General features: G+C 58.1%; 22 protein-coding genes. 1 reads left to right on the top strand and 21 read right to left on the bottom strand.

Features of this window, described 5'->3' with window-relative positions; all coding sequences use genetic code 11:
• Positions 1-5 precede the first annotated feature (5 nt).
• From MARHY_RS03000 to MARHY_RS02935, 14 genes are all read right to left on the bottom strand, one after another.
• Positions 6-476, bottom strand: coding sequence for a type II secretion system protein (locus MARHY_RS03000; RefSeq protein ID WP_011784279.1), 471 nt, complete (start codon positions 474-476; stop codon positions 6-8).
• Between the two features lie 36 nt (positions 477-512).
• On the bottom strand, positions 513-1,010 hold the full coding sequence (locus MARHY_RS02995; protein ID WP_011784278.1) for a prepilin-type N-terminal cleavage/methylation domain-containing protein: 498 nt from the start codon (positions 1,008-1,010) through the stop codon (positions 513-515).
• A 36-nt stretch (positions 1,011-1,046) separates the two neighbouring features.
• The gene (locus MARHY_RS02990; protein WP_041654549.1) at positions 1,047-1,628 is read right to left on the bottom strand and encodes a hypothetical protein; all 582 of its coding nucleotides are present in this window, start codon (positions 1,626-1,628) and stop codon (positions 1,047-1,049) included.
• Positions 1,629-2,858: a type II secretion system F family protein gene (locus MARHY_RS02985; RefSeq protein ID WP_014420507.1), complete on the bottom strand. Its 1,230-nt coding sequence runs from the start codon at positions 2,856-2,858 to the stop codon at positions 1,629-1,631.
• Positions 2,858-4,627, bottom strand: a complete 1,770-nt coding sequence (locus tag MARHY_RS02980; RefSeq protein ID WP_014420506.1) for a GspE/PulE family protein — start codon at positions 4,625-4,627, stop codon at positions 2,858-2,860. The genes MARHY_RS02985 and MARHY_RS02980 overlap by 1 nt, the downstream gene beginning before the upstream one ends.
• Positions 4,624-5,775: a tetratricopeptide repeat protein gene (locus tag MARHY_RS02975; protein WP_041654548.1), complete on the bottom strand. Its 1,152-nt coding sequence runs from the start codon at positions 5,773-5,775 to the stop codon at positions 4,624-4,626. The genes MARHY_RS02980 and MARHY_RS02975 overlap by 4 nt, the downstream gene beginning before the upstream one ends.
• Positions 5,772-6,611 (bottom strand): ExeA family protein, encoded by an 840-nt coding sequence (locus MARHY_RS02970; RefSeq protein ID WP_014420504.1) that lies wholly within the window; start codon positions 6,609-6,611, stop codon positions 5,772-5,774. Before MARHY_RS02970 ends, MARHY_RS02975 begins: the two co-directional genes overlap by 4 nt.
• Positions 6,611-8,329 carry a pilus (MSHA type) biogenesis protein MshL gene (gene mshL, locus MARHY_RS02965; protein WP_011784272.1) on the bottom strand — a complete coding sequence of 573 codons (1,719 nt, stop codon included), beginning with the start codon at positions 8,327-8,329 and terminating at the stop codon, positions 6,611-6,613. Before mshL ends, MARHY_RS02970 begins: the two co-directional genes overlap by 1 nt.
• The gene (locus tag MARHY_RS02960; RefSeq protein WP_011784271.1) at positions 8,326-8,655 is read right to left on the bottom strand and encodes a hypothetical protein; all 330 of its coding nucleotides are present in this window, start codon (positions 8,653-8,655) and stop codon (positions 8,326-8,328) included. The genes mshL and MARHY_RS02960 overlap by 4 nt, the downstream gene beginning before the upstream one ends.
• 1 nt (position 8,656) lies before the next feature.
• A complete protein-coding gene (locus tag MARHY_RS02955) occupies positions 8,657-9,346 on the bottom strand; it encodes a type II secretion system protein GspM (protein ID WP_011784270.1) in 690 nt (229 codons plus the stop codon).
• Positions 9,343-9,960 (bottom strand): PilN domain-containing protein, encoded by a 618-nt coding sequence (locus MARHY_RS02950; protein ID WP_011784269.1) that lies wholly within the window; start codon positions 9,958-9,960, stop codon positions 9,343-9,345. Before MARHY_RS02950 ends, MARHY_RS02955 begins: the two co-directional genes overlap by 4 nt.
• Positions 9,960-10,886 carry a type IV pilus biogenesis protein PilM gene (locus MARHY_RS02945; RefSeq protein WP_158011866.1) on the bottom strand — a complete coding sequence of 309 codons (927 nt, stop codon included), beginning with the start codon at positions 10,884-10,886 and terminating at the stop codon, positions 9,960-9,962. The genes MARHY_RS02950 and MARHY_RS02945 overlap by 1 nt, the downstream gene beginning before the upstream one ends.
• A 209-nt stretch (positions 10,887-11,095) precedes the next feature.
• Positions 11,096-11,620, bottom strand: a complete 525-nt coding sequence (gene ssb, locus MARHY_RS02940; protein WP_014420498.1) for a single-stranded DNA-binding protein — start codon at positions 11,618-11,620, stop codon at positions 11,096-11,098.
• A gap of 57 nt (positions 11,621-11,677) precedes the next feature.
• Positions 11,678-13,048: an MFS transporter gene (locus MARHY_RS02935; protein WP_014420497.1), complete on the bottom strand. Its 1,371-nt coding sequence runs from the start codon at positions 13,046-13,048 to the stop codon at positions 11,678-11,680.
• 164 nt (positions 13,049-13,212) lie between these two features.
• On the opposite strand from MARHY_RS02935, the gene uvrA reads away from it, so the two are divergent.
• Complete coding sequence (gene uvrA, locus MARHY_RS02930) at positions 13,213-16,035, top strand: excinuclease ABC subunit UvrA (RefSeq protein ID WP_014420496.1); 2,823 nt, start codon at positions 13,213-13,215, stop codon at positions 16,033-16,035.
• Between the two features lie 72 nt (positions 16,036-16,107).
• On the opposite strand, the gene rplQ is transcribed toward uvrA, so the two are convergent.
• The 7 genes from rplQ to secY form a co-directional block, all read right to left on the bottom strand.
• Positions 16,108-16,506, bottom strand: a complete 399-nt coding sequence (gene rplQ / locus MARHY_RS02925; protein WP_041654547.1) for a 50S ribosomal protein L17 — start codon at positions 16,504-16,506, stop codon at positions 16,108-16,110.
• A gap of 33 nt (positions 16,507-16,539) precedes the next feature.
• Positions 16,540-17,544, bottom strand: coding sequence for a DNA-directed RNA polymerase subunit alpha (locus tag MARHY_RS02920; protein WP_008174911.1), 1,005 nt, complete (start codon positions 17,542-17,544; stop codon positions 16,540-16,542).
• Between the two features lie 35 nt (positions 17,545-17,579).
• A complete protein-coding gene (gene rpsD, locus MARHY_RS02915; protein WP_014420494.1) occupies positions 17,580-18,200 on the bottom strand; it encodes a 30S ribosomal protein S4 in 621 nt (206 codons plus the stop codon).
• 18 nt (positions 18,201-18,218) lie between these two features.
• Positions 18,219-18,608: a 30S ribosomal protein S11 gene (rpsK, locus tag MARHY_RS02910; RefSeq protein ID WP_007153992.1), complete on the bottom strand. Its 390-nt coding sequence runs from the start codon at positions 18,606-18,608 to the stop codon at positions 18,219-18,221.
• Positions 18,609-18,621: 13 nt separating this feature from the next.
• Positions 18,622-18,978, bottom strand: a complete 357-nt coding sequence (gene rpsM, locus MARHY_RS02905) for a 30S ribosomal protein S13 (RefSeq protein WP_011784262.1) — start codon at positions 18,976-18,978, stop codon at positions 18,622-18,624.
• A gap of 142 nt (positions 18,979-19,120) precedes the next feature.
• Positions 19,121-19,234, bottom strand: coding sequence for a 50S ribosomal protein L36 (gene rpmJ, locus MARHY_RS18455; RefSeq protein ID WP_008174902.1), 114 nt, complete (start codon positions 19,232-19,234; stop codon positions 19,121-19,123).
• 33 nt (positions 19,235-19,267) lie between these two features.
• A complete protein-coding gene (gene secY, locus MARHY_RS02900; protein ID WP_011784261.1) occupies positions 19,268-20,590 on the bottom strand; it encodes a preprotein translocase subunit SecY in 1,323 nt (440 codons plus the stop codon).
• Positions 20,591-20,599: the final 9 nt, after the last annotated feature.

Here is a 20,599-nt window from a genome sequence, read left to right as displayed (position 1 = left end):
AACAATCAGCAACCGGAAGCATCAAAACCAGCCGTTGCCCCCGTGGTTGGATTGTATGTGAACTCACAGGTACCGGACGCGCCGGCCACCTCAATCGTTGCAGTATCGGTATCCGAATCCGTACCCGGGGTTACCGTGTAATCGTTTGAATCCAACTGGGCCGCCTCGGCGATCCCCGCATCATCAGAAGTCGGATAACCATCAGGACTCATGGTAATGTCGGCCGCGGCACCCTCCATCTCAACATCACCTGTACTCCCCTGCGCCAGCCACTTAGAATGGGCGATAGCCGCCGCCGACTTAACGGCACCCTCGGCACCTTCAAGCGTGGCACGTCGTGCGTCTCCACCCAGGTCCGCAAACCGCGGCAACGCAAACGCAGCCAGAATCCCCAGAATCACGATCACCATAACCAGTTCGATCAGGGTGAAACCTTTTTCCTTACGCACGGACATGTTATTCACAGTCATCATCATTAGTACTCCTCGGTTTTATCGCAATGCTTTCAAGCATCAGTTCAAATTAGTCACAACTTCGCCAGTGATTGGCGCATATTCAATGGTGCTGCCTTCGCTATCAGGCAAATATTCATAAACACAGGCGCCTCCGCTCAGGCTCGCCTGGTATTCGGTCGTCGGAGTACCAGCGCCTGCCGCAGCGACTTCCGGTGCGTTGGACTGCAGAAGCCTTCTCCACAACTCTGCACAACCACCACTGTTTGCTGGATCCGGCCAGCCGTCTTCGTTTGCGGCAACGTCCTCATTGCCAAAGCCCTCGATAGCAGCCACAGCGGTAGTGGAACCATTCGTTACCCACTGAGCCTTCGCCAGCGCAACCCCCGCACTCAACGCCCCAGCGGTACCCTTAATACTCGACTGATGCGCCTGTTCCGAAAGCTGCGCAAACCGCGGCAGCGCAAATGCTGCCAATATGGCCAGGATGGCGATTACCACCACCAGCTCGATCAGGGTGAAACCTTTTTGCTTCTGTTTGCTGTTGTACTGCGTCATTCGTCAGCCTCTTGCCTGTTCTATCGTGTTGGCCATTCAGCGCCTGGCGTCCTGCCGGTTCACTGTGGTTTGCTGGAACGGTACCGGCCTCAGTGTCAGGCCGGTGAGCCGTTCGTCTTGCTCCCGCAGGTTATTCCTGTTGCGGTCAGCAAATTCGGTTGTCACTCGCCAGGCGATCGGCTGTTCGGGATGCACGCGCTTGCCTTCTATGGTTATCGGCTGCTTCGGTTTATAAATTAACCAACCCCTGGCCGTTTCGCCTGTTTCTTTTTGTTGCTGGTTTGCAAAACACCAGCTGCCGGAGTCCGGCTCGTTCTCGCCACAATCGCCCTTGTAGCTGGCCCATTGGTGGTCGAGCCAGTTGAAGGGATTACGCCCTTCCAGGCGGGCCAGGTTCTGATCCCGGCTCAACATGGCTTCCGCACCTTTAATCACCAGCGCAGAGCGAAGCTGCGTCAGCACCATGGCCACGCTTTGCTGTTCCACCTGCTGCAGCTCTCTTTCCAGCCTGCCCAGCAGCACCCACCAGAGCACAAATAACACCACCAGGGCCGTCAGCATCCGCATCCGCCTGGCATTGGCCAGGCCATCAGCCGAAGACCAGCGTGGCGCCTGCACCTAGCCCCGCCCCATGGCGGCCGCTCCCAGATCCCAGATAGGCAGGAAAACCCCCAGCGCCAGTATCAGCACCAGAATCCCCATGGCCACAATCAGGATCGGCTCGATGGATTCCGCCAGCCGCTTCAGGCCATAGTCCACATCTTCGTCGTAGAAATCGGCGACGTTATTGAGCATGTCATCCACCGAACCGGTTTCTTCCCCTACAGCGATCATCTGCAGGATCAGAGGCGTGAACATCTCGCTGTGCCGCGCGGTTCGCAGCAGGCTCTCACCCCGCTCAATACCAAGCCGCATGTCTTTGATGTGGCTGCCGATCCAGGCGTTGTCGGTGGCATCGGCCACTACCGTCAAAGCATGGGTAACCGGCATGCCCGCCTTGAGCATGGTGGCAAAGTTACGAGCAAAACGGCTGAGGGTAATCAACTCCAACAGGGGGCCGATGATGGGCAGCTTTAGCTTGTAGCGATCCCACATCAGCCGTCCCTGCTCGGTCCGCTTCCACTGGCGAATCAGCACAGCACCGGCAGCCACCGCAAACAGCATTAAGGGCCAGTATCCCAGCAGAAAATTCGAGGTTCCGACCAGTACCTGTGTCAGGAACGGCAGGTCTGCACCCAGCTTGGCAAACACCGAGGCAAAGCGCGGAATGACCAGGAAGTTCACCACCATCAGCGCCGCCAGCAGTGCGATGACCACGAATGTCGGGTAGCGCAGTGCCTGTTTTACCCGTCGTTTGGTATCCCGTTCCAGCTCCAGAATCTCCGACAGACGCTTGAACGAGTCGTCCAGCATCCCGGTGTTCTCCCCCACGTGGATCATGGCGATGAACAGTTCGGAGAACACTTTCGGGTGCGCCTGCATGGCTGTGGCCATGGTGGTGCCACCTTCCAGGCGGTTGGTAATGTCCTCCAGCACCTCCGCCAGCACCGGCGACCGCGTGGTTTCTGCCAGTCCACGCATGGTGCGAATCAGCGGGATACCGGCTTTGGTCAGCGCGTGCATCTGGCGGCAGAACACAATCAGTTCATCCAGCGTGACGGCTTTGCGGAACAGCGGCAGCTGGTTCAGTTTGTCCAGTGCCGACGAGGTATCTTCCTGTTCGCGAATGGTCAGCGGCGTAATACCACGGCGCATCAGTTCGCTGGCTGCCGCGTCCGGATTGGCGGCGGTCAGAGAACCTTGCTGGACAACGCCCCGGTTGTCCTTGCCCCGGTAACTGAACTGCATCAGCTATCCACTCCTATGGCGGTATCGCCGCCCAGATCATCGGCATCCACCGACATGTCGGCTTCCGAGGTGGCCGCTACTCGTGCCACTTCCTGCAACGAGGTCACCCCCTGCAGAGCATAGTCCATGGCGCACTGCCCCAAAGGCCTATAGATGGGGCTTCGGCGGGCGGCCCGGGTAAAGTCAGAGACATCCTTGCGGCGCAGCGCATCCAGCATGCACTCGTCCATTTCCAGCATTTCGTAGACGCCCAGGCGGCCCTTGTAACCAGTGTTGCTGCACTGATAGCAGCCCTTGCCGTGAATAAAGCCGGCTTCAATATCGAGTGGATCCAGGTCAAAGGACTGCAGCCAGATCAGCTCCTGTTCGGTGGGCTGGTACGGCTCTTTGCAGTTGTCGCATACCCGCCGAACCAGGCGCTGAGCCACCACGCCCAACAGTGAACTGGCCACCAGGAAGGGCTCCGCCCCCATATCAATCAGACGCATGGCGCTGCTGATGGAATCGTTGGTGTGCAGGGTGGACAGCACCAGGTGACCGGTCATGGCAGCACGCAAGCCAATCTCGACGGTTTCGTGGTCGCGCATTTCACCCACCAGAATGATATCCGGGTCCTGGCGCAGGGAGGCGCGCAACACGTTGGCAAATTCCAGTCCGATTTTTGGATTCACCTGAACCTGGGTAATCCGTGGCAACCGGTATTCCACCGGGTCTTCAGCGGTAATGATCTTGACCTCGGGTTTGTTCAGCTCGGTTAACGCGCCATACAGGGTCGTGGTTTTACCGCTGCCGGTGGGGCCGGTTACCAGAATCATGCCGTGCGGCTTTTTGATCAGCTTACGGAAACGTTCCAGCAAGTGCGGTGGCATGCCGGTACCCTGAAGATCCAGCATACCCTGGCTCTGGTCCAGCAAACGCATCACCACCGATTCACCATATTGCACAGGCATGGTGGATACCCGCACATCGATACTGCGGCCTTTTACCCGCACGTTGAAACGGCCATCCTGCGGCAACCGCTTCTCGGAAATATTCAGGCCCGCCATCAGTTTCAGGCGCAGGACCAGCGCCGCGTTCACGCGCTTTTCCTTCATCACCTGTTCCTGAAGCACCCCGTCCACCCGCTGGCGGATACGCACCACCGACTCATCCGGCTCGATATGAATATCCGAACTCCGGGCCTGCACGGCGTCCTCAAACAGAGTCTGCAATAGTTTGACCACCGGAGCATCAGCGCTTTCGGATTCGGCAGACAGGTCCGCCAGGTCGAAGGCATCATCGCCCAGCTCGTCTTCCAGCTCCTCGGCCAGCGAGGCAATCTCGTCGGTACGGCGGTAGACCAGGTCCAACGTGTTGAGCAGTTCGCTCTCCCGGACAACTGCCTGTTTGATGGGCTGCTTGAGCACCCGCACCAGTTCATCGTAGGCAAAAATATCGAGCGGGTCGGCCATGCCCACCAGCAACTCGCCCCCCTGTTCCGCCAGCACAATCGCCCGGAACCGGCGCGCGAGGGCCTCAGGCAACTTCTTTACCAGTTCGTTGTTGAACTGGTAGTGGCGCAGTTGTACGAACGGCACCTCCAACTGGCGGGAGAGGATATTAAGCAGGTTATCCTCATCCACATAGCCCAGATCAATCAGGGTCCGGCCCAGTTTCCGGCCGGTGTTCTTCTGCTCACGCAGCGCCGTCATCAGCTGCTGTTCGGTGATGACGTCGTTCTGGACCAGCAGGTCACCTATGCGAATTTTTTTCTTCGGTTCTGTGGTCATGATCCTGCCTGCAATGCATTCAAGCGTTCTCGGGCGTAGTCCGCCAGCGCCGGAGACAATCCCGGCAAGGCTGCAGCCTGGGCATAAGCCTGCACCGCGCTGCGGCCGCGCCCTCCGGTTTCCAGGGCAATGGCCAGGCCGAGCCACCAGGCTGGGCGACTGTCGTCGTAGGCAATGAGTTCCGCCCAGTGGCCGGCAGAGGCCTCCGTCTGCCCGACCTGTTGCAGCAAGGTAGCCAGCGTGATGCGGTACTCTGGCTGATCAGCCACAGCCGGCACCCGGGCCGACAACGTGGCCACTGCCTGCTCAAGCTGCCCCTGCGCCAGTAAAGCTCTAGCCCGGAGCAAGCGCAGGCCGGCGTAATCGTCAGTCACCTCAGCCGGGAGCCAGCCAAGGGCCCGCTCCGCTTCTCCCTGCACCAGCAGGTCACGGGCAACCACTTCCCGGCTGTTCGGTGCCGGTTGGCTTTCAATCAGCGTGGCCAGCAACTGCTCGGCCTCAGCATTGCGCCCTGACGCCAACAGACTGGCCAGCTCACGGCTGGTGCGCAGGTCGATCGCTTCCGGTGTTTCGCGGGGTTGTTTCACGGATGTCCGGGCCGGCGTTGCCGCAGGTTCAGGCTCAGCAATGGCGACAGCCGGCTCAGGCTCCGCCGCGCTGGCTTTTTCTGCTACGGCCACCTCGGGTGTGGCTGGCTCCTGCTGTTCAGTCGGTTCTGCCAGGTGCCGGACCGGCTCCTCAACCGTTTCGATGGTGGCCGGCTCTGGGGCTACAGCAGGCTCAGCTGTCACCACCGGTTCAAGAACAGGTCTGGCTACTGATTCAGGCGGTGTAGCCGCGGAAGAATTCGCCGCCTCCGTATTCGGCCGCAACGGCGCCTCAGTCTGAGTTTCGAGAAGATCTTCAGGGACGGAGGCTGGCGCCACATCGGCTTCAGCAAGCGCTGGGGCAACCGTCTCGCCTTTCGAAATAGACCACCACGCTACGCCAGCGCCGAGCACCAGGCAGCTCACAAGAACAAGCAGTAGAGCGGTTTTTCCACCGGGTCCCGTACCAGCTGTTGTGCTATTACCGGTATACACCGCCGACACTTGTGGCTGTTGCTGCCGCTGTTCGGCCGCCCTCAGGGCATCGTTCAACAGGCTCATAACCACCTCCCGAACAGTCCGAGGGAACGGGCGCTTTCGGTATCCCTGACCGCGAGCAGCGCGTGCCTGCGATTGACTAATCGATCCCCCTGCCCCCAGGCCGCCAGCATGGCCTTGTGGGCCAGCACGTTCACCAGCCTTGGAATACCTCCCGACGCCCGCCAGATCACTCTGAGAGCAGCTGGCGCGAACAGGTCGGAGCCGTTATACCCCGCCTGGGAGAGTCGGTGCCGAAGATACTGGCTTACCGAATCCCGATTCAGCGGTTGCAGGCGAGTCTGGAAGGTAATGCGCTGGCGCAACTGGCGCAGACTGTCCTTGCTCAGGGTCGTGTCCAGCTCGGGCTGACCGAACAACACGATCTGCAGCAGCCGGGTGCTTTCGGTTTCCAGATTGGTGAGCAGGCGCAGGGCTTCAATGGTTTCTTCCGGCATGGCCTGGGCTTCGTCAATCACCAGCACCACCGGCTTCTGGTCCATCGCCAGGGCAATCAGTCTCTCGTTCAGGGCCTTGAGGATCTGATGGACGTTGGCGCACACAGCCACATCCACCCCCAGCTCCTCCGCGACCGCTTCGTAGAGCGTATCCGGTGGCAGATTCGGGTTGGGCACGTAGGCCGTGCAGGCGTCTCTATCAAGCTCATTCAGTAACAGGCGACATAGCAGAGTTTTACCGGTGCCGACTTCCCCGGTCACCTTGATAAAGCCTTCCCGCTGCCGCAGCGCCACCAGCAAAAGCTCCAGGGCATCGGAATGGCTGGGCGCCCGCAGGAAGTAGCGGGTGTTGGGCGTCAATGCAAACGGTGCTTCCTGCAGTCCGAAGTGGCTCTGATACATCAGCGCGGTGCAGTCTCGGGTTGTGGCTTGACGGATTCAGACGAGTTCAGCAGCTCCCGTAATACATTCATGCGCTCACGGGAGGCACTGACGTCAGCCTGCATCTGGCCGGCATTGGCGACGACCGGACGCAACAGAATAACCAGTTCGCTCTTCCGGGATTCAAAATTGCGTTGCTTGAACAGTTCACCCAGCAGTGGAATCTCACTGAAGAAAGGCACCGCTGAATTGTTGTCTTCGCTGCTGTTCTGGATCAGACCGCCAATCACCACAATCTGGCCACTTTCGGCCCGGATGACGCTATCGGTTTCGCGAACGGTGCTGCGGGCCAATGGCAGGGTGACATCCCGTTCCCCGATGGTAATCACCTTTTCCTGATCCGCCACTTCGCTCACGGATGGATGCACATGCAGGGTGATGGCGCCGTCCTCAGCGATCTGAGGTGTCACATCCAGAGAGATGCCGGAAAAGAACGGCGTCAGCTCGACGGAGGTTGATGTGCTGTCGGTGGCGGTAACAGCAGAATTGTTGTCATCAAAATCAATGTCGGTGACGAAGAACTCATCGGTGCCGACTTTGATCACGGCCTTTTGATTGTTAACCGTGGAAATTCTCGGGCTCGACAGGATCTGCACATTGCCCTGCTGGCCAAGCAGTTCAATCAACCCGGTGAAATCCCCGGCACTGACCGTTGCCGAGAAAAGCCCGCCGATGTCCGGAGTCCGAATTTGCTGACCACCAAGTGACTGGCTGGTGAAGTAGTCAGCCCGCCCCGCAGAGCTCTGTACATCATTCCAGTCGATACCCTGCTGGTACCCCTCGTTTAGCCCCACTTCCAGAATCTTGGCTTCCAGCACAACCTGGCGCTGCATAATCAGCTCAGTCTTGCGCAAATAGTTTTCCACCAGCCTCAGATCATCGGCACCAGCCCGGACCATAACCAGCCCGGCCCCGGGGTTTACCACAACCTGCCCGTTATCACCGCCCACAATCATGTTCAGGGCGTCGCGGATATCACGCCAGAAATCCGATTCGGTCTGAGTCGATATCGTGGTACCGACCAGATTGCGCGTTTCATTGTCTTCATTGTTATCGTTGCTGCCAGCCCCCTCTCTATTGCTTCGGGAGCTGCTGACCTGCCCGGAACTAACACGGGTTTCCGAGCCGCCACGGCGTTTGAAGTGCAGATAATCGATGGGGAACAGGCGGGTCTGAACCTGATCGGCCGCCACCCGATATAGCCGACCGCTACGGGTGATATCAAGGCCATACAGATCTGCCGCTATGTCCATGACTTCTGGAACGGTCACATCGCTCAGGCGAAGACTGACCGTCGTGGCCACATCCGGGCGAACCACCACGTTATAGCGGGTGCCGGCAACCAGTGCCTCAAAAAAACTACTGGCCGGAACTTCCGAGGCGTTCACATCGAAGCGCTCATCCTGTTGCGGGCTGCTACTCAGAGGCGGCAAAAGCTGGCTGCTGATATCGGCAGCCGATGGCGCAGGCACCGCACTCACGTTACTGGCTGCCCGCTGACTCTGTTCCGCTTGTTCCAGGGTTCGGTCGATTTCGTCGGCCACGTCGGAAGAGGTCGCCGCCGAGGTGCGCATTAACGGATTGTTGCTACAGGCCGCCATGAATAGGGAGAGCGCAACTACGAGCGCCGTCTGGGCCTTCGGTCTGAATGCATTCATTGGTGTCCGCTTGTCTTTCATTGGGTTCTCCGCACCTGCGGAAGGGTTTCCGGGTAGAGCACCCGATGTTGTCCGTTATCCAGGATTTCAACCCGGTCGCGGTATATTCGGCGCACGCGAATCCCGTCGTGGCTCTCTCCCTCGGTCAGGGCAACGCCTTCAATCACCGCCACTCTTCGATCCGTGCCATGCACAATGGAGCCAAGCTCCAGGGTTCGCGGCGGCGTTGCTTCCACCGCCCGGCTTTGAACACCCGGGGGCCTGGTGGGATCCTGCAACGCCTGCGCCGGAAGCGCTACAACGGCGGCCATCACGATCATGGCATTACCAACGGCTTGCCACCTCACATCACACCCCCAACCACGCAGGCTCCAGGCTCAGCGTGCGCACCCGAATGGTGGCCTGGCCGTCTGGCCAGGTGCCCGCATCATACTCAAGCCGCGACCAGCCCAGTCGTTCATCCATGGATTCCAGGCGCTCAAGGTAATTCAACACGTCCAGATAGCCGCCGCGCACGGTCATTTCCACATCGTGCGCGTACAACAAGGGCTCTGGTTTTGGCTTGTCGTTACCGCTGGCGGCATCCGCCGTGGCCGGTTCGTCATACACCGGCTCCGGAGCCAACAATTCCATGGAGTCCAGTTCCAGGCCCTGCTGCGCAGCAAGCATTTCTCTTAACAGCACCACCATGTCCCGGGGCGCGATCAACTGGCCAGTGGTTTCAGCAATCTGCTCATTCAGGCGGCTCAGCCGGTTCTCCCGCGCTGCCAGCCTTTCCCGCAACTCGGTGGAAGGATCACTGGCAAGCTGTCCATCAAGACTTTCCTGCTGGCTCAGCAAAGCATCCCGGGTGTTTGACGCTACTTGCAACTGGCTGGCCAGCTGACTTTTCCGGGCTTCAGCCGGCGCAACCAGCAGTTCCCAGCCAACAACAAACACCAGCACGCACACCGTTAGCAGTACCAGAACCCGCTCGCGAATCGGCCGGTCGTTATACCATTGGCTGCCGTCAGCCCATCGGGATTTCAGCACGCTCATAGGCCTGTGTCCCCGTTCTTTTCGGTGGCAATCTGAAAGTTCACCCACTGGCGTTCAGCCTCATCGTTCGGGCGGGAGATCCGGAAATCAGAGAAGGTTTCACCAATAAACGCCGGCTCTTCGCCCAGGCGTTCGAGATAGCGGGGCACCAAGTCGGCAGACCGGGTCTGGCCCTGAAGCGTAAGGGTAGCGGGGAGCGACTCCAGCCGAATGCCCGTCAGCCAGAGATTATCCGGCACTTGCCGGGCCAACGCCGACAACCGTCCGGAAAAACCGGAATGACCACTGGTGGCCAGGGTTTCGATTCGACCCAGCAGTCGTTGCCGGCGGCTGATCGTTTCCGTGACCCGAGCCAACGCGGCTTCCAGTTCCGGGTCCGGCTGGCGTGCCTGAACCTCATCCTGCAGCCGGGCGACCACCTGCTCCAACTGGCTGTTTTGCCGCTCTACTGCCAGAGCCTGAGCCTCCAGTTGCTGGTTCTGGTAGCGAACCAGGCCGGCCAGCCCGGCAACAACCACAATCACCAGTGCCAGCGCCATCAGTGCCGACGTGGCATTCAGCTTTTGTTTGCTTGGCCGCAGCTCGGCGGTATAAAGATTGACCTGCTGCTGCATTAATGAGTCTCCCCTACGGCCAGGCCCGCACTCCAGGCAGGAAGACACCGGCTATCCAGATCCTGCTCCAACCCAAACTCCGACCAGGCGACGGTTTCAATAGAGGCGGCCACGTAGGATGACAACATGGAGGTAAGCGGCAGCACCGAGTCTCTCGCCACCAGGCGGATCGTGGCGGGCGGCACCTGGCCTAACTGACTCTCGAAATAATCCATGGAGCGCTGAATCTCCAGGGCGAGGGACTGCACAGCGTTTTCCTGGCGGCCAGCATCGCGCAGATCGTCGTAGGACACGTCCAGTCGACGGGACAAATACAGCGTATCGCCGCGGCAGACAACCATCTGGCCGTATCGTTCGCGCAGGTGGACCAGTGCCACACCACGGTTCGCGGTGTCCATACGGGACGCCAGGTTTCGCAGCGCAAGTTCGGCAATATCCACTCTCACCAGCTCAAGGCCGGCGCCGTCTGCCAGTGCAACCAATTCCTGAACCAGTGACTTGCGAGCAGCAACCACATTCACCAGGGGCCCTCGCCCACGGGAAGCATCTTCCGGAAAGGAAAAAACATCGGAAACCGCATCGGAAGGGCTGAAATCGAGGAAGTCCTTCAACTTCCACTTCAGGGCATCTGCCAGCTCGCTGTCTTCAATACCCTCGGGGCGCTCCACCTGGAACACCTGATATTGATCGATGGGCAACACCACGACCGCTGGAGCTCCCGCCCAGCCTTGTTCGTTGACAAGAGATTCCAGGGTTTCCCGACGCTTCGCCGGCAAACAATCCACAAACCCCGTGCCGGGGCCCACCGCTTCGGAGCCTTTGGCCCAGGCGATACCGTCAGGTCGAACCTCAAGACAGACCGGGGTTCTGCTATCTGCCCGCCCAAACAAGCGGGAGACTCGGTTTACAACGGAGCTCAGGGTCATGACTTCCTTTTGGTGAACGGTATTTGCCGCGATAACCAGGCATCGATATGCTCAAAATATCGCCGACTTTTACACTGGCTTACATAATAGTTGAGAAACCGAACGTAACTCCACGGATTTTTGATTGATTTCACGGAGATTTTGCAAGTCAGTAACAAAAAAGCCCGCAAAAATCGCGGGCTTTTGATTCAGGACAAACTTGATATTTGTCAGAAGGGAATGTCGTCGTCAAAGTCATCAATCGGCTCGGGCATGCCGCCACCCTGCTGCTGTGGCGGTGGGTTGTTGTAGCCACCGGCCTGCCCACCCTGCTGGGGTGGTGCATTGTATTGCGGCTGTTGCTGCGGCCGACCCTGGGGCGCCCCTTGATTCATGCCACCCTCGGAACCGCGGCTGTCCAGCATCTGCATCTGGCCATTGATATCCACAACCACTTCGGTGGTGTACACATCCTGCCCTTCCTTGTTCTGCCATTTCCGGGTCTGCAGCTTGCCCTCAATGTAGACCTTGGAGCCTTTGCGCAGGTATTGCCCAGCCACTTCAGCCACCTTGCCGAACAGCACAACCCGATGCCACTCGGTCTTCGGCACCATCTGTCCGGTCTGGCGATCCTTGTAACTCTCGTCTGTGGCGAGGTTCAGGTTAACCACAGCGTTGCCGTTGGGGGTATAGCGAGTGTCCGGGTCCTGCCCCAGGTTACCAATGAGAATTACCTTGTTTACGCCTCGTGCCATCGTATGCTCCTGATCATGTTTTGCGGAGTGCCAGCCATCCATGCCAGCATCCTGTGTTTAAGTACTCTTACCCTGCCGGACAAAGTCAAAGTCCGCAAGCTGATCTTCCCGAAAATGCTGACGGTCCACCTTCAGGTAGGCTGTCGATGCATTTTCAACAATCACAACGTCCTTCACGCCCGGCAGCCTTCGTAGCTGACGGTCCACGTCGTCAAGGGTATTTTCCAGCGCATCCCTCAGCTCCAGAACCAGGCTGGTCGTGTAGCTCGGGGCCGGCATGGTCAAGGCTGCCAGCAGCCACACCAGGAGGCACCCGGCCATCAACCAGAGCACTCCCTCCACGCCAGCGCTCTGCAGCAGATAACCTCCCAGAGCTCCACCCAGAAAAGCACCAAAAAACTGGGAGGTGGAATAAACCCCCATGGCCGTTCCCTTACTGGCAGCCGGAGCCTCTTTACTGATTAACGAAGGCAGACTGGCTTCCAGAAGATTGAACGCCATAAAGAAGAAAAATAGCACACCCCAGGCTGCCCAGAGGCTGGCATTCACCTGAGTCAGCGTTGCTGTTGCCGCTGTCAGCAAGGCAATGGCCATGCACAGTATCGGCTTCATTTTGCGTTTCTTTTCGCCAATGATGATAAAGGGCACCATGGCAAAGAAAGAAAGCACCATCACACTCAAATAGAACCACCAGTGGGAGCTGCTGGCCAATCCCAACTGATCCTGAAGCATGGTCGGAAAGACCAGGAACAGGGCCGTCAGAACCAGGTGCAGCACAAAGATTCCGAAGTCGAGCCGCAGCAGGCGGCCATCGGCCAAAACGCGCCCGACCATTTCGCGGGCAGGATGGGTATCGGCGCTGACTTTATGGGTATGTGGCGTAGGCACCACCCTGGCGACCACAACAAGGGCCAACAGGGCCATCACTGCCGTCACGTAGAAGATGCCAGACAAGCCCCAGGCCGCGCCCAGCAACGGGCCCAGCACCAGCGACACGGAAAACGACAGGCCAATGGAAATGCCCACCGTGGCCATGGCCTTGGTGCGCTCTTCCTCTCGGGTGAGGTCTGACAGCAGTGCCATCAATACACTGGCGATGGCACCGGCACCTTGAAGAATCCGACCGGCGATCACAACGTATATTGAGTCGGTCGACGCGGCCAGCAGGCTCCCGCTGGCAAACAGAATAAGCCCCAGGTAGATCATCTTCTTGCGGCCAACCCGATCCGACAACAGGCCGAAGGGGATCTGAAGCAGCGCCTGACTCAGGCCGTAAGCACCAATCGCCAGGCCCAATAGCGCCGGCGTCGCACCCTGCAGGTCCGTACCCAGCAGCACAAACACGGGCATGACCATAAACAGGCCCAGCATACGCATGGCGTATACCGAAGCCAGAGCCACAACTGAGCGTTTTTCGAGCGCGTTCATGCCTACCCGTGCGGTTTGAATGAATGGTGAGCGGCCGGTAACCGCAGGCGGCGCATTGTACCAGAACCACCCCGGCGACGGGACACCCGCAGAGCGGGTCGTTCCGCACTTAGCCGGAACGACCCGAAACCGATATACTGGCAGTTTTTACCAAGCGAGGTGTTATGGACCATATCCAGATCAAGGGCGCGCGCACCCACAACCTGAAAAACATCGACCTGGATATGCCAAGGGACAAACTGATCGTCATTACCGGTCTGTCCGGCTCCGGCAAGTCCTCATTGGCGTTCGATACGCTCTATGCCGAGGGCCAGCGCCGGTATGTCGAGTCGCTGTCCACCTACGCACGGCAATTCCTCTCGATGATGGAAAAGCCCGATGTGGATCACATTGAAGGCTTGTCGCCAGCCATCTCCATCGAGCAGAAATCCACGTCGCACAACCCCCGCTCTACCGTGGGGACCATCACCGAGATCTATGACTATCTGAGACTGCTTTTCGCTCGTGCTGGTGAACCCCGCTGTCCTGATCACGGCCAGCCGCTGGAAGCCCAGACCGTGAGCCAGATGGTTGACCAGGTTCTCGCCATGCCGGAAGGCAGCAAGCTGATGATATTGGCGCCGGTGATCCGGGATCGCAAAGGTGAGCATCTGCAGGTGATCGACACCATGCGCAGCCAGGGCTTCATCCGCCTGAGAGTGGACGGAGCGGTATACGACATAGACGACGTTCCTGCCCTGGACAAGAAGCGCAAGCACCAGATTGACGTTGTGGTCGATCGATTCAAAGTCAAGGAGGGGCTGGAGCAACGACTGGCCGAGAGCTTCGAAACCGCCCTGGAGCTGGCCGACGGCATTGCTCTGGTGGCGCCCATGAGTGGAGAAGGCGAGGAACACACCTTCTCGGCGCGCTATGCCTGCACCCAGTGCGGCTACTCCCTGAGCGAACTGGAACCTCGCCTGTTTTCGTTCAACAACCCGGCCGGCGCATGCCCCACCTGCGACGGTCTGGGGGTGCGCCAGTTCTTTGATGCCGAAAAGGTGATCCAGAGCCCGGAAGCAACCCTGGCATCAGGAGCCATCAAAGGCTGGGACCGTCGTGCCGTGTACTACTTCCAGATGCTGACCAGTGTTGCCGAACACTACGGCATTGACCTGGAAACGCCTTGGGAAGAGCTGCCCGAAAACTTCCAGGAGGTGCTCCTGTATGGCTCCGGCGACGAGGACATTCCCTTTCGCTATGTGAACTCTCGCGGTCATATCATGGAAAAGGCCCACCCGTTCGAGGGCATACTGCCGAATCTGGAACGCCGTTACCGCGAGACGGAATCTCAGAGCATGCGCGAGGAACTGGCTCGCAACCTGAGCACACAGCCCTGTAAAGACTGCGGCGGTTCGCGCCTGCGTCGCAGTGCCCGTCACGTCTTTATCGAAGAGCGAAACCTCCCGGAAATAACCCACCTCCCCGTGGGTGATGCCCATCGCTACTTCAGCACTCTGGCATTGCCCGGGCGTAAAGGTGAGATCGCCGAAAAAATCCTGAAAGAGGTGCGGGAGCGCCTGCAATTTCTGGTCAACGTGGGCCTCGAGTACCTCACCCTGGAACGCAGCGCAGACACCCTCTCAGGCGGCGAGGCCCAGCGCATCAGGCTGGCCAGCCAGATAGGCGCAGGCCTGGTGGGCGTGATGTACATTCTGGACGAGCCGTCCATTGGACTGCATCAGCGGGACAACGACCGACTGCTTGCCACCCTCACCCACCTCCGGGACCTCGGCAATACGGTGATTGTGGTGGAACACGACGAAGATGCTATCCGGGCTGCCGACTACGTTATTGACATTGGCCCCGGCGCTGGCGTCCACGGCGGAGAGATTGTCGCGCGGGGAACCCCGAAAGAGATTATCGCCAACCCGGCTTCAATGACTGGCCAGTACCTCAGTGGCGAGAAGGAGATCTCTGTACCTTCTGAGCGAAACAAGGGCAATGGCAAGAAGCTGGTACTGACCGGCGCCTCTGGCAACAATCTCCGGGACGTAACGCTCACGCTGCCGCTAGGCGTGATGACCTGCGTTACCGGGGTATCGGGCTCAGGCAAATCCACTCTGATTAACAGCACCCTCTATCCGGTCGCGGCCGCCAAACTGAACAAAGCGACCAGCCTCAATCATGCACCCTACAAGAGCCTGAAAGGACTTGATCAGCTCGACAAGGTGATCGACATTGACCAGAGCCCTATCGGACGGACACCCAGGTCTAACCCCGCCACTTACACCGGCCTGTTTACCCCCATCAGGGAACTCTTCGCCGGCACTCAGGAGGCTCGCTCACGCGGCTACAAACCTGGCCGCTTCTCCTTCAACGTGAAGGGCGGCCGGTGCGAGGCCTGCCAGGGCGATGGCGTCATCAAAGTCGAAATGCACTTCCTGCCAGACGTCTATGTGCCCTGCGACATCTGTAAGGGCAAACGTTACAACCGGGAGACCCTCGAGGTTCGGTATAAAGGCAAAAACATTCACGAAGTTCTGGAAATGACCGTTGAGGAGGGCCGGGAGTTTTTCCACGCAGTCCCCTTCATTGCCAGAAAACTGCAAACGCTGATCGACGTGGGCCTGTCTTACATTCGTTTGGGCCAGAGCGCAGTGACCCTCTCGGGGGGCGAAGCACAGCGGGTCAAGCTGGCTAAGGAATTGTCCAAACGGGACACAGGCAAAACCCTGTACATTCTGGACGAGCCCACGACCGGCCTGCACTTCTACGATATCCAGCAACTTTTGAACGTGCTGGAGCGTTTGCGCGATCACGGCAACACTATCGTTGTCATCGAGCACAACCTGGACGTCATCAAGACCGCAGACTGGATTGTCGACCTCGGTCCGGAAGGTGGGTCCGGTGGCGGACAGATTATTGCCGAAGGAACGCCCGAGGGAGTCGCCGCCAATCCGGCGTCGCACACCGGACGGTACCTCAAACCGATGCTTACCAAATAGCCCGCCCGAACGACGGGCACAAAAAAACCGGGAACCTTGCGGAACCCGGTTTTTTTATGGACTCAGAAGAACTTACTCTTCGTCGTCGTCTATCTCTTCAGCTTCGATGTCCAGAGGACGGCCGACCAGCTCAACGAATGCCATCGGGGCATTGTCGCCAGCACGGAAACCGCACTTCAGAATACGAAGATAACCACCCGGACGCTCGCTGTAACGGGGGCCCAGCTCATCAAACAGCTTGGCTACCGCAGCATCGCTACGCAGGCGAGAGAACGCCAGACGACGATTTGCTACCGAATCATTCTTTGCGAGCGTGATCAACGGCTCAGCTACCCGACGCAGCTCTTTGGCTTTCGGGAGCGTCGTTTTGATCAGCTCGTGCTCAACCAGTGACGCAGTCATGTTACGGAACATGGCCTTGCGATGCGCACTGGTCCTGTTGAACTTACGACCACTCTTACGATGACGCATTGCTCTGATTCCTTACCTTAAACTAATCGGCGATCAACCGCCCAGAACCCGGTCATCACCACGAAGGCTTGCCGGCGGCCAGTTATCAAGACGCATACCCAAAGACAGACCACGGGACGCAAGAACGTCCTTGATCTCGGTCAGCGACTTTTTGCCTAGATTAGGCGTCTTCAGCAGCTCCACTTCCGTGCGCTGGATCAGATCGCCGATATAGTAAATGTTTTCAGCCTTCAAGCAGTTAGCTGAACGCACAGTCAACTCCAGATCATCAACCGGGCGCAGCAGAATCGGATCGATTTCTTCCTCTTCCTCTACACGCTCAGGCTCTTTCTCATGATCGAAATCGACGAACACAGCCAGCTGCTGCTGGAGAATGGTAGCGGCCCGGCGAATCGCTTCTTCCGGATCGATGGTACCGTTGGTCTCCAGATCAATAACCAGCTTGTCCAGGTCTGTACGCTGCTCAACCCGAGCGCTCTCGACGGCATAGGCCACACGACGAACCGGGCTGAACGTTGCATCCAGCTGCAAGCGTCCGATGGCACGAGTTTCGTCCTCGTCCAGACCACGCTGATCAGCCGGCTCGTAGCCACGGCCCCGTGCTACGCGCAAGCGCATGTTCACTTCGCCGTTTTCGCTCAAGTGACAGATCACGTGCTCCGGGTTAGCGATTTCCACATCGTGGTCCAGCTTGATATCGCCGGCAGTCACCACGCCCGGACCTTTCTTGCTGAGGGTCAGCTCAGCATCGTCACGGCCGTTCATCTTTACGGCAACGCCCTTGAGATTCAGCAGAATCTCGATGACGTCTTCCTGGACACCTTCAATGGCACTGTACTCGTGCAGGACACCGTCGATCTGTGCTTCAGTCACGGCGCAGCCCGGCATCGAAGACAGAAGAATACGACGCAGCGCGCTGCCCAGGGTGTGCCCGAAACCGCGTTCGAGCGGTTCCAGGGTCACCTTGGCGCGCGTAGCGCTGGATTCTTTCACGTCAATGGTACGAGGTGTCAATAACTCATGTACTGAACGCTGCATAGACGCCCCTATCTGCTATCGTTGCTAACTGGGCTTTACTTGGAGTAAAGCTCGACGATGAGGTTCTCGTTGATGTCGGCCGGCAGTTCAGTACGCTCAGGTACTGACTTGTAAACGCCGGACATCTTGTTGGCGTCAACCTCTACCCAGCTTACCGGTGCACGGCTTGAAGCCAAATCCAGCGCGCCTTTAACACGCAGCTGATTCTTGGCCTTTTCGCGCACGCTCACAACGTCGCCCGGCTTGACCTGATAGGACGGGATGTTAACCGGCTTATCATTGACCAGGATCGCCTTGTGAGAGACGAGCTGACGGGCTTCTGCACGGGTAGAACCAAAACCCATGCGATATACAACGTTATCGAGACGGCCTTCCAGCAGCTGCAGCAGGTTTTCACCAGTTGCACCTTTGCCTCGGGCGGCCTCTTTGTAATAGTTGCGGAACTGCTTCTCAAGAACGCCGTAGATACGACGGACTTTCTGTTTTTCACGAAGCTGAACGCCGTACTCGGACAGACGACCGCGACGCGCGCCGTGCATACCCGGCGGAGTCTCGATGTTGCACTTGGAATCGAGCGCGCGAACGCCGCTCTTCAGAAAAAGATCTGTCCCTTCACGACGAGACAGCTTGCACTTCGGGCCTATATAACGAGCCATATTTCACTGTCTCCTGTGTTAGACGCGGCGCTTCTTGGGCGGACGACAGCCGTTGTGGGGAATCGGCGTCACATCAGTGATGTTGGTGATCTTGTAGCCACACGCATTCAGCGCGCGAACTGCAGATTCACGTCCGGGCCCAGGACCCTTAACCTCTACGTCCAGGTTTTTAAGGCCGTATTCAGCAGCCGCATTACCGGCTCTTTCAGCTGCTACCTGCGCAGCAAAAGGTGTACTCTTACGTGAGCCGCGGAAACCGGAACCACCAGAAGTGGCCCAGGACAGGACGTTGCCCTGACGGTCCGAAATGGTCACGATGGTGTTGTTGAAGGACGCGTGAATGTGCGCGACGCCATCAACAACCGTCTTTTTCACCTTTTTACGGGTACGTGTACCTGGCTTTGCCATGTTTGCCTACCTGTTACTTACGAATAGGTTTGCGAGGACCTTTACGGGTGCGGGCGTTGGTCTTGGTGCGCTGGCCACGGACCGGAAGGCCATGACGATGACGCAGACCACGGAAGCAACCGAGATCCTTCAAACGCTTGATGTTCATCTGTACTTCACGACGCAGATCGCCTTCGACGGTAAACTTGCCCACTTCAGTACGAAGTGCTTCAAGTTGCTCGTCGCTCAGGTCTTTGACCTTGGCGTCCGGCTTAACGCCGGTTGCATCGCAAAGCTTCTGGGCTGTTGTCTTGCCAACACCGAAGATGTAGGTCAGCGAGATAACAGCATGTTTGTTATCGGGTATATTGACACCGGCTATACGTGCCATCCAAATTACTCCGCGTTCAAAGCTTTGCTGTGTGAATTTTCCGCCACAAAAAGGGCGCGAAATAATAGCGCCTGACCCACCTGTGAGTCAAGCGCCACTATTCCGAACCCCTTTTACAATGTCAGCGCTTATCCGAAACGGATCAGCCCTGGCGCTGCTTGTGACGAGGCTCCGAGCAGATGACTCGAACTGAGCCATTGCGTCGAATTACTTTGCAGTTACGGCAAATTTTCTTTACCGAAGCGCGTACTTTCATTGTCGACTCCAGTTTTCAAGGGGAACGGCTTTTTCAGCCGTTCCGTCCATAGCCCTTGAGATTGGATTTCTTCATCAGCGATTCATACTGGTGAGACATCAGGTGCGACTGAACCTGAGCCATGAAATCCATCACCACGACTACAACAATCAGCAGAGAGGTGCCCCCGAGATAGAAAGGCACATTCCCGGCCACCATCAGGAACTGAGGGAACAGGGATACTGCTGCAATATACATAGCACCGAACAGAGTCAAACGGGTCAGCACACCATCGATGTACTTGGCCGTCTGTTCGCCGGGGCGAATACCGGGGATAAACGCGCCGGAACGCTTGAGGTTATCCGCAACTTCCTTGGGGTTGTACATCAGCGCTGTGTAGAAGTAGCAGAAGAAGATAACTGCTGCTGCGAACAGGATAATATACAACGGCTGGCTCGGTGCCAATGCCTGGGAGATATCACTCAGCCACTCCATGCCCTCGCCCTGACCGAACCACTGCCCCAGAGAGGCCGGGAACAGTAGAATCGAAGAGGCGAAGATCGGCGGAATCACGCCGGCCATATTCACCTTCAGCGGCAGGTGGCTGGACTGCTGGGCAAATACCCGACGCCCCTGCTGCCGCTTGGCATAGTTGATGGTCAAACGCCGCTGCCCACGCTCCATGAAGACCACGAAACCGACAACAGCAATCGCCAGAACACCAATCCCGAGAACAACCAGCAAGCTCATTTCACCGTTACGAGCCTGCTCCAGAGTCTGGCCAATGGCGCCAGGAAGACCGGCAACAATACCCGCGAAGATCAGCAGCGAAATACCGTTACCAATACCTCTTTCGGTGATCTGCTCACCGAGCCACATCATGAAGACCGCACCGCAGACAAATGAAACAACCGCCACAAAGTGGAAGCTGAAGCTGTCATTAAAGGTAACGCCCTGTGATGCCAGACCCACAGAAATACCAAAGCCCTGAACCAGGGCCAGGATAACCGTACCATACCGCGTATACTGGCTGATCTTGCGACGACCAGCTTCGCCTTCTTTTTTCAGCTGCTCAAGCTGCGGACTAACCGCAGTCATGAGCTGCATGATAATAGAAGCCGAAATGTACGGCATGATACCGAGTGCGAAGATACTCATGCGCTCAAGCGCACCACCGGAGAACATGTTGAACAGACTCAGGATAGTTCCCTGGTTCTGATCAAACAGTGCCGCCAGCCGATCCGGGTTGATACCGGGAACCGGAATGTGGGCACCGATCCGGTACACCAGCAGCGCCAGAAACACGAACCAGAGCCGCGAGCGCAGCTCTGCAAATCCTTTTCCGGCGCCCGCAGGCAATGATGCTGTCTTGGCCATTTAGTCCTC

The organism is Marinobacter nauticus ATCC 49840 (assembly GCF_000284615.1).
Classification (GTDB): domain Bacteria; phylum Pseudomonadota; class Gammaproteobacteria; order Pseudomonadales; family Oleiphilaceae; genus Marinobacter; species Marinobacter nauticus.
This window is presented reverse-complemented; position numbering and strand designations above follow the sequence as displayed.

Bases quoted from the DNA above. Each gene is read 5' to 3' on its own strand.
- rplQ (WP_041654547.1), bottom strand. From the start codon at position 16,506: ATGCGTCATCGTAAGAGTGGTCGTAAGTTCAACAGGACCAGTGCGCAT.
- uvrA (WP_014420496.1), top strand. From the start codon at position 13,213: ATGGACCATATCCAGATCAAGGGCGCGCGCACCCACAACCTGAAAAAC.
- MARHY_RS02980 (WP_014420506.1), bottom strand. From the start codon at position 4,627: ATGACCACAGAACCGAAGAAAAAAATTCGCATAGGTGACCTGCTGGTC.
- rpsM (WP_011784262.1), bottom strand. From the start codon at position 18,978: ATGGCACGTATAGCCGGTGTCAATATACCCGATAACAAACATGCTGTT.
- MARHY_RS02970 (WP_014420504.1), bottom strand. From the start codon at position 6,611: ATGTATCAGAGCCACTTCGGACTGCAGGAAGCACCGTTTGCATTGACG.
- MARHY_RS03000 (WP_011784279.1), bottom strand. From the start codon at position 476: ATGATGATGACTGTGAATAACATGTCCGTGCGTAAGGAAAAAGGTTTC.
- MARHY_RS02985 (WP_014420507.1), bottom strand. From the start codon at position 2,858: ATGCAGTTCAGTTACCGGGGCAAGGACAACCGGGGCGTTGTCCAGCAA.
- MARHY_RS02975 (WP_041654548.1), bottom strand. From the start codon at position 5,775: ATGAGCCTGTTGAACGATGCCCTGAGGGCGGCCGAACAGCGGCAGCAA.
- MARHY_RS02995 (WP_011784278.1), bottom strand. From the start codon at position 1,010: ATGACGCAGTACAACAGCAAACAGAAGCAAAAAGGTTTCACCCTGATC.
- mshL (WP_011784272.1), bottom strand. From the start codon at position 8,329: ATGAAAGACAAGCGGACACCAATGAATGCATTCAGACCGAAGGCCCAG.
- MARHY_RS02950 (WP_011784269.1), bottom strand. From the start codon at position 9,960: ATGCAGCAGCAGGTCAATCTTTATACCGCCGAGCTGCGGCCAAGCAAA.
- MARHY_RS02920 (WP_008174911.1), bottom strand. From the start codon at position 17,544: ATGCAGCGTTCAGTACATGAGTTATTGACACCTCGTACCATTGACGTG.
- secY (WP_011784261.1), bottom strand. From the start codon at position 20,590: ATGGCCAAGACAGCATCATTGCCTGCGGGCGCCGGAAAAGGATTTGCA.
- ssb (WP_014420498.1), bottom strand. From the start codon at position 11,620: ATGGCACGAGGCGTAAACAAGGTAATTCTCATTGGTAACCTGGGGCAG.
- rpsD (WP_014420494.1), bottom strand. From the start codon at position 18,200: ATGGCTCGTTATATAGGCCCGAAGTGCAAGCTGTCTCGTCGTGAAGGG.
- MARHY_RS02945 (WP_158011866.1), bottom strand. From the start codon at position 10,886: ATGACCCTGAGCTCCGTTGTAAACCGAGTCTCCCGCTTGTTTGGGCGG.
- MARHY_RS02935 (WP_014420497.1), bottom strand. From the start codon at position 13,048: ATGAACGCGCTCGAAAAACGCTCAGTTGTGGCTCTGGCTTCGGTATAC.
- rpsK (WP_007153992.1), bottom strand. From the start codon at position 18,608: ATGGCAAAGCCAGGTACACGTACCCGTAAAAAGGTGAAAAAGACGGTT.
- rpmJ (WP_008174902.1), bottom strand. From the start codon at position 19,234: ATGAAAGTACGCGCTTCGGTAAAGAAAATTTGCCGTAACTGCAAAGTA.
- MARHY_RS02955 (WP_011784270.1), bottom strand. From the start codon at position 9,346: ATGAGCGTGCTGAAATCCCGATGGGCTGACGGCAGCCAATGGTATAAC.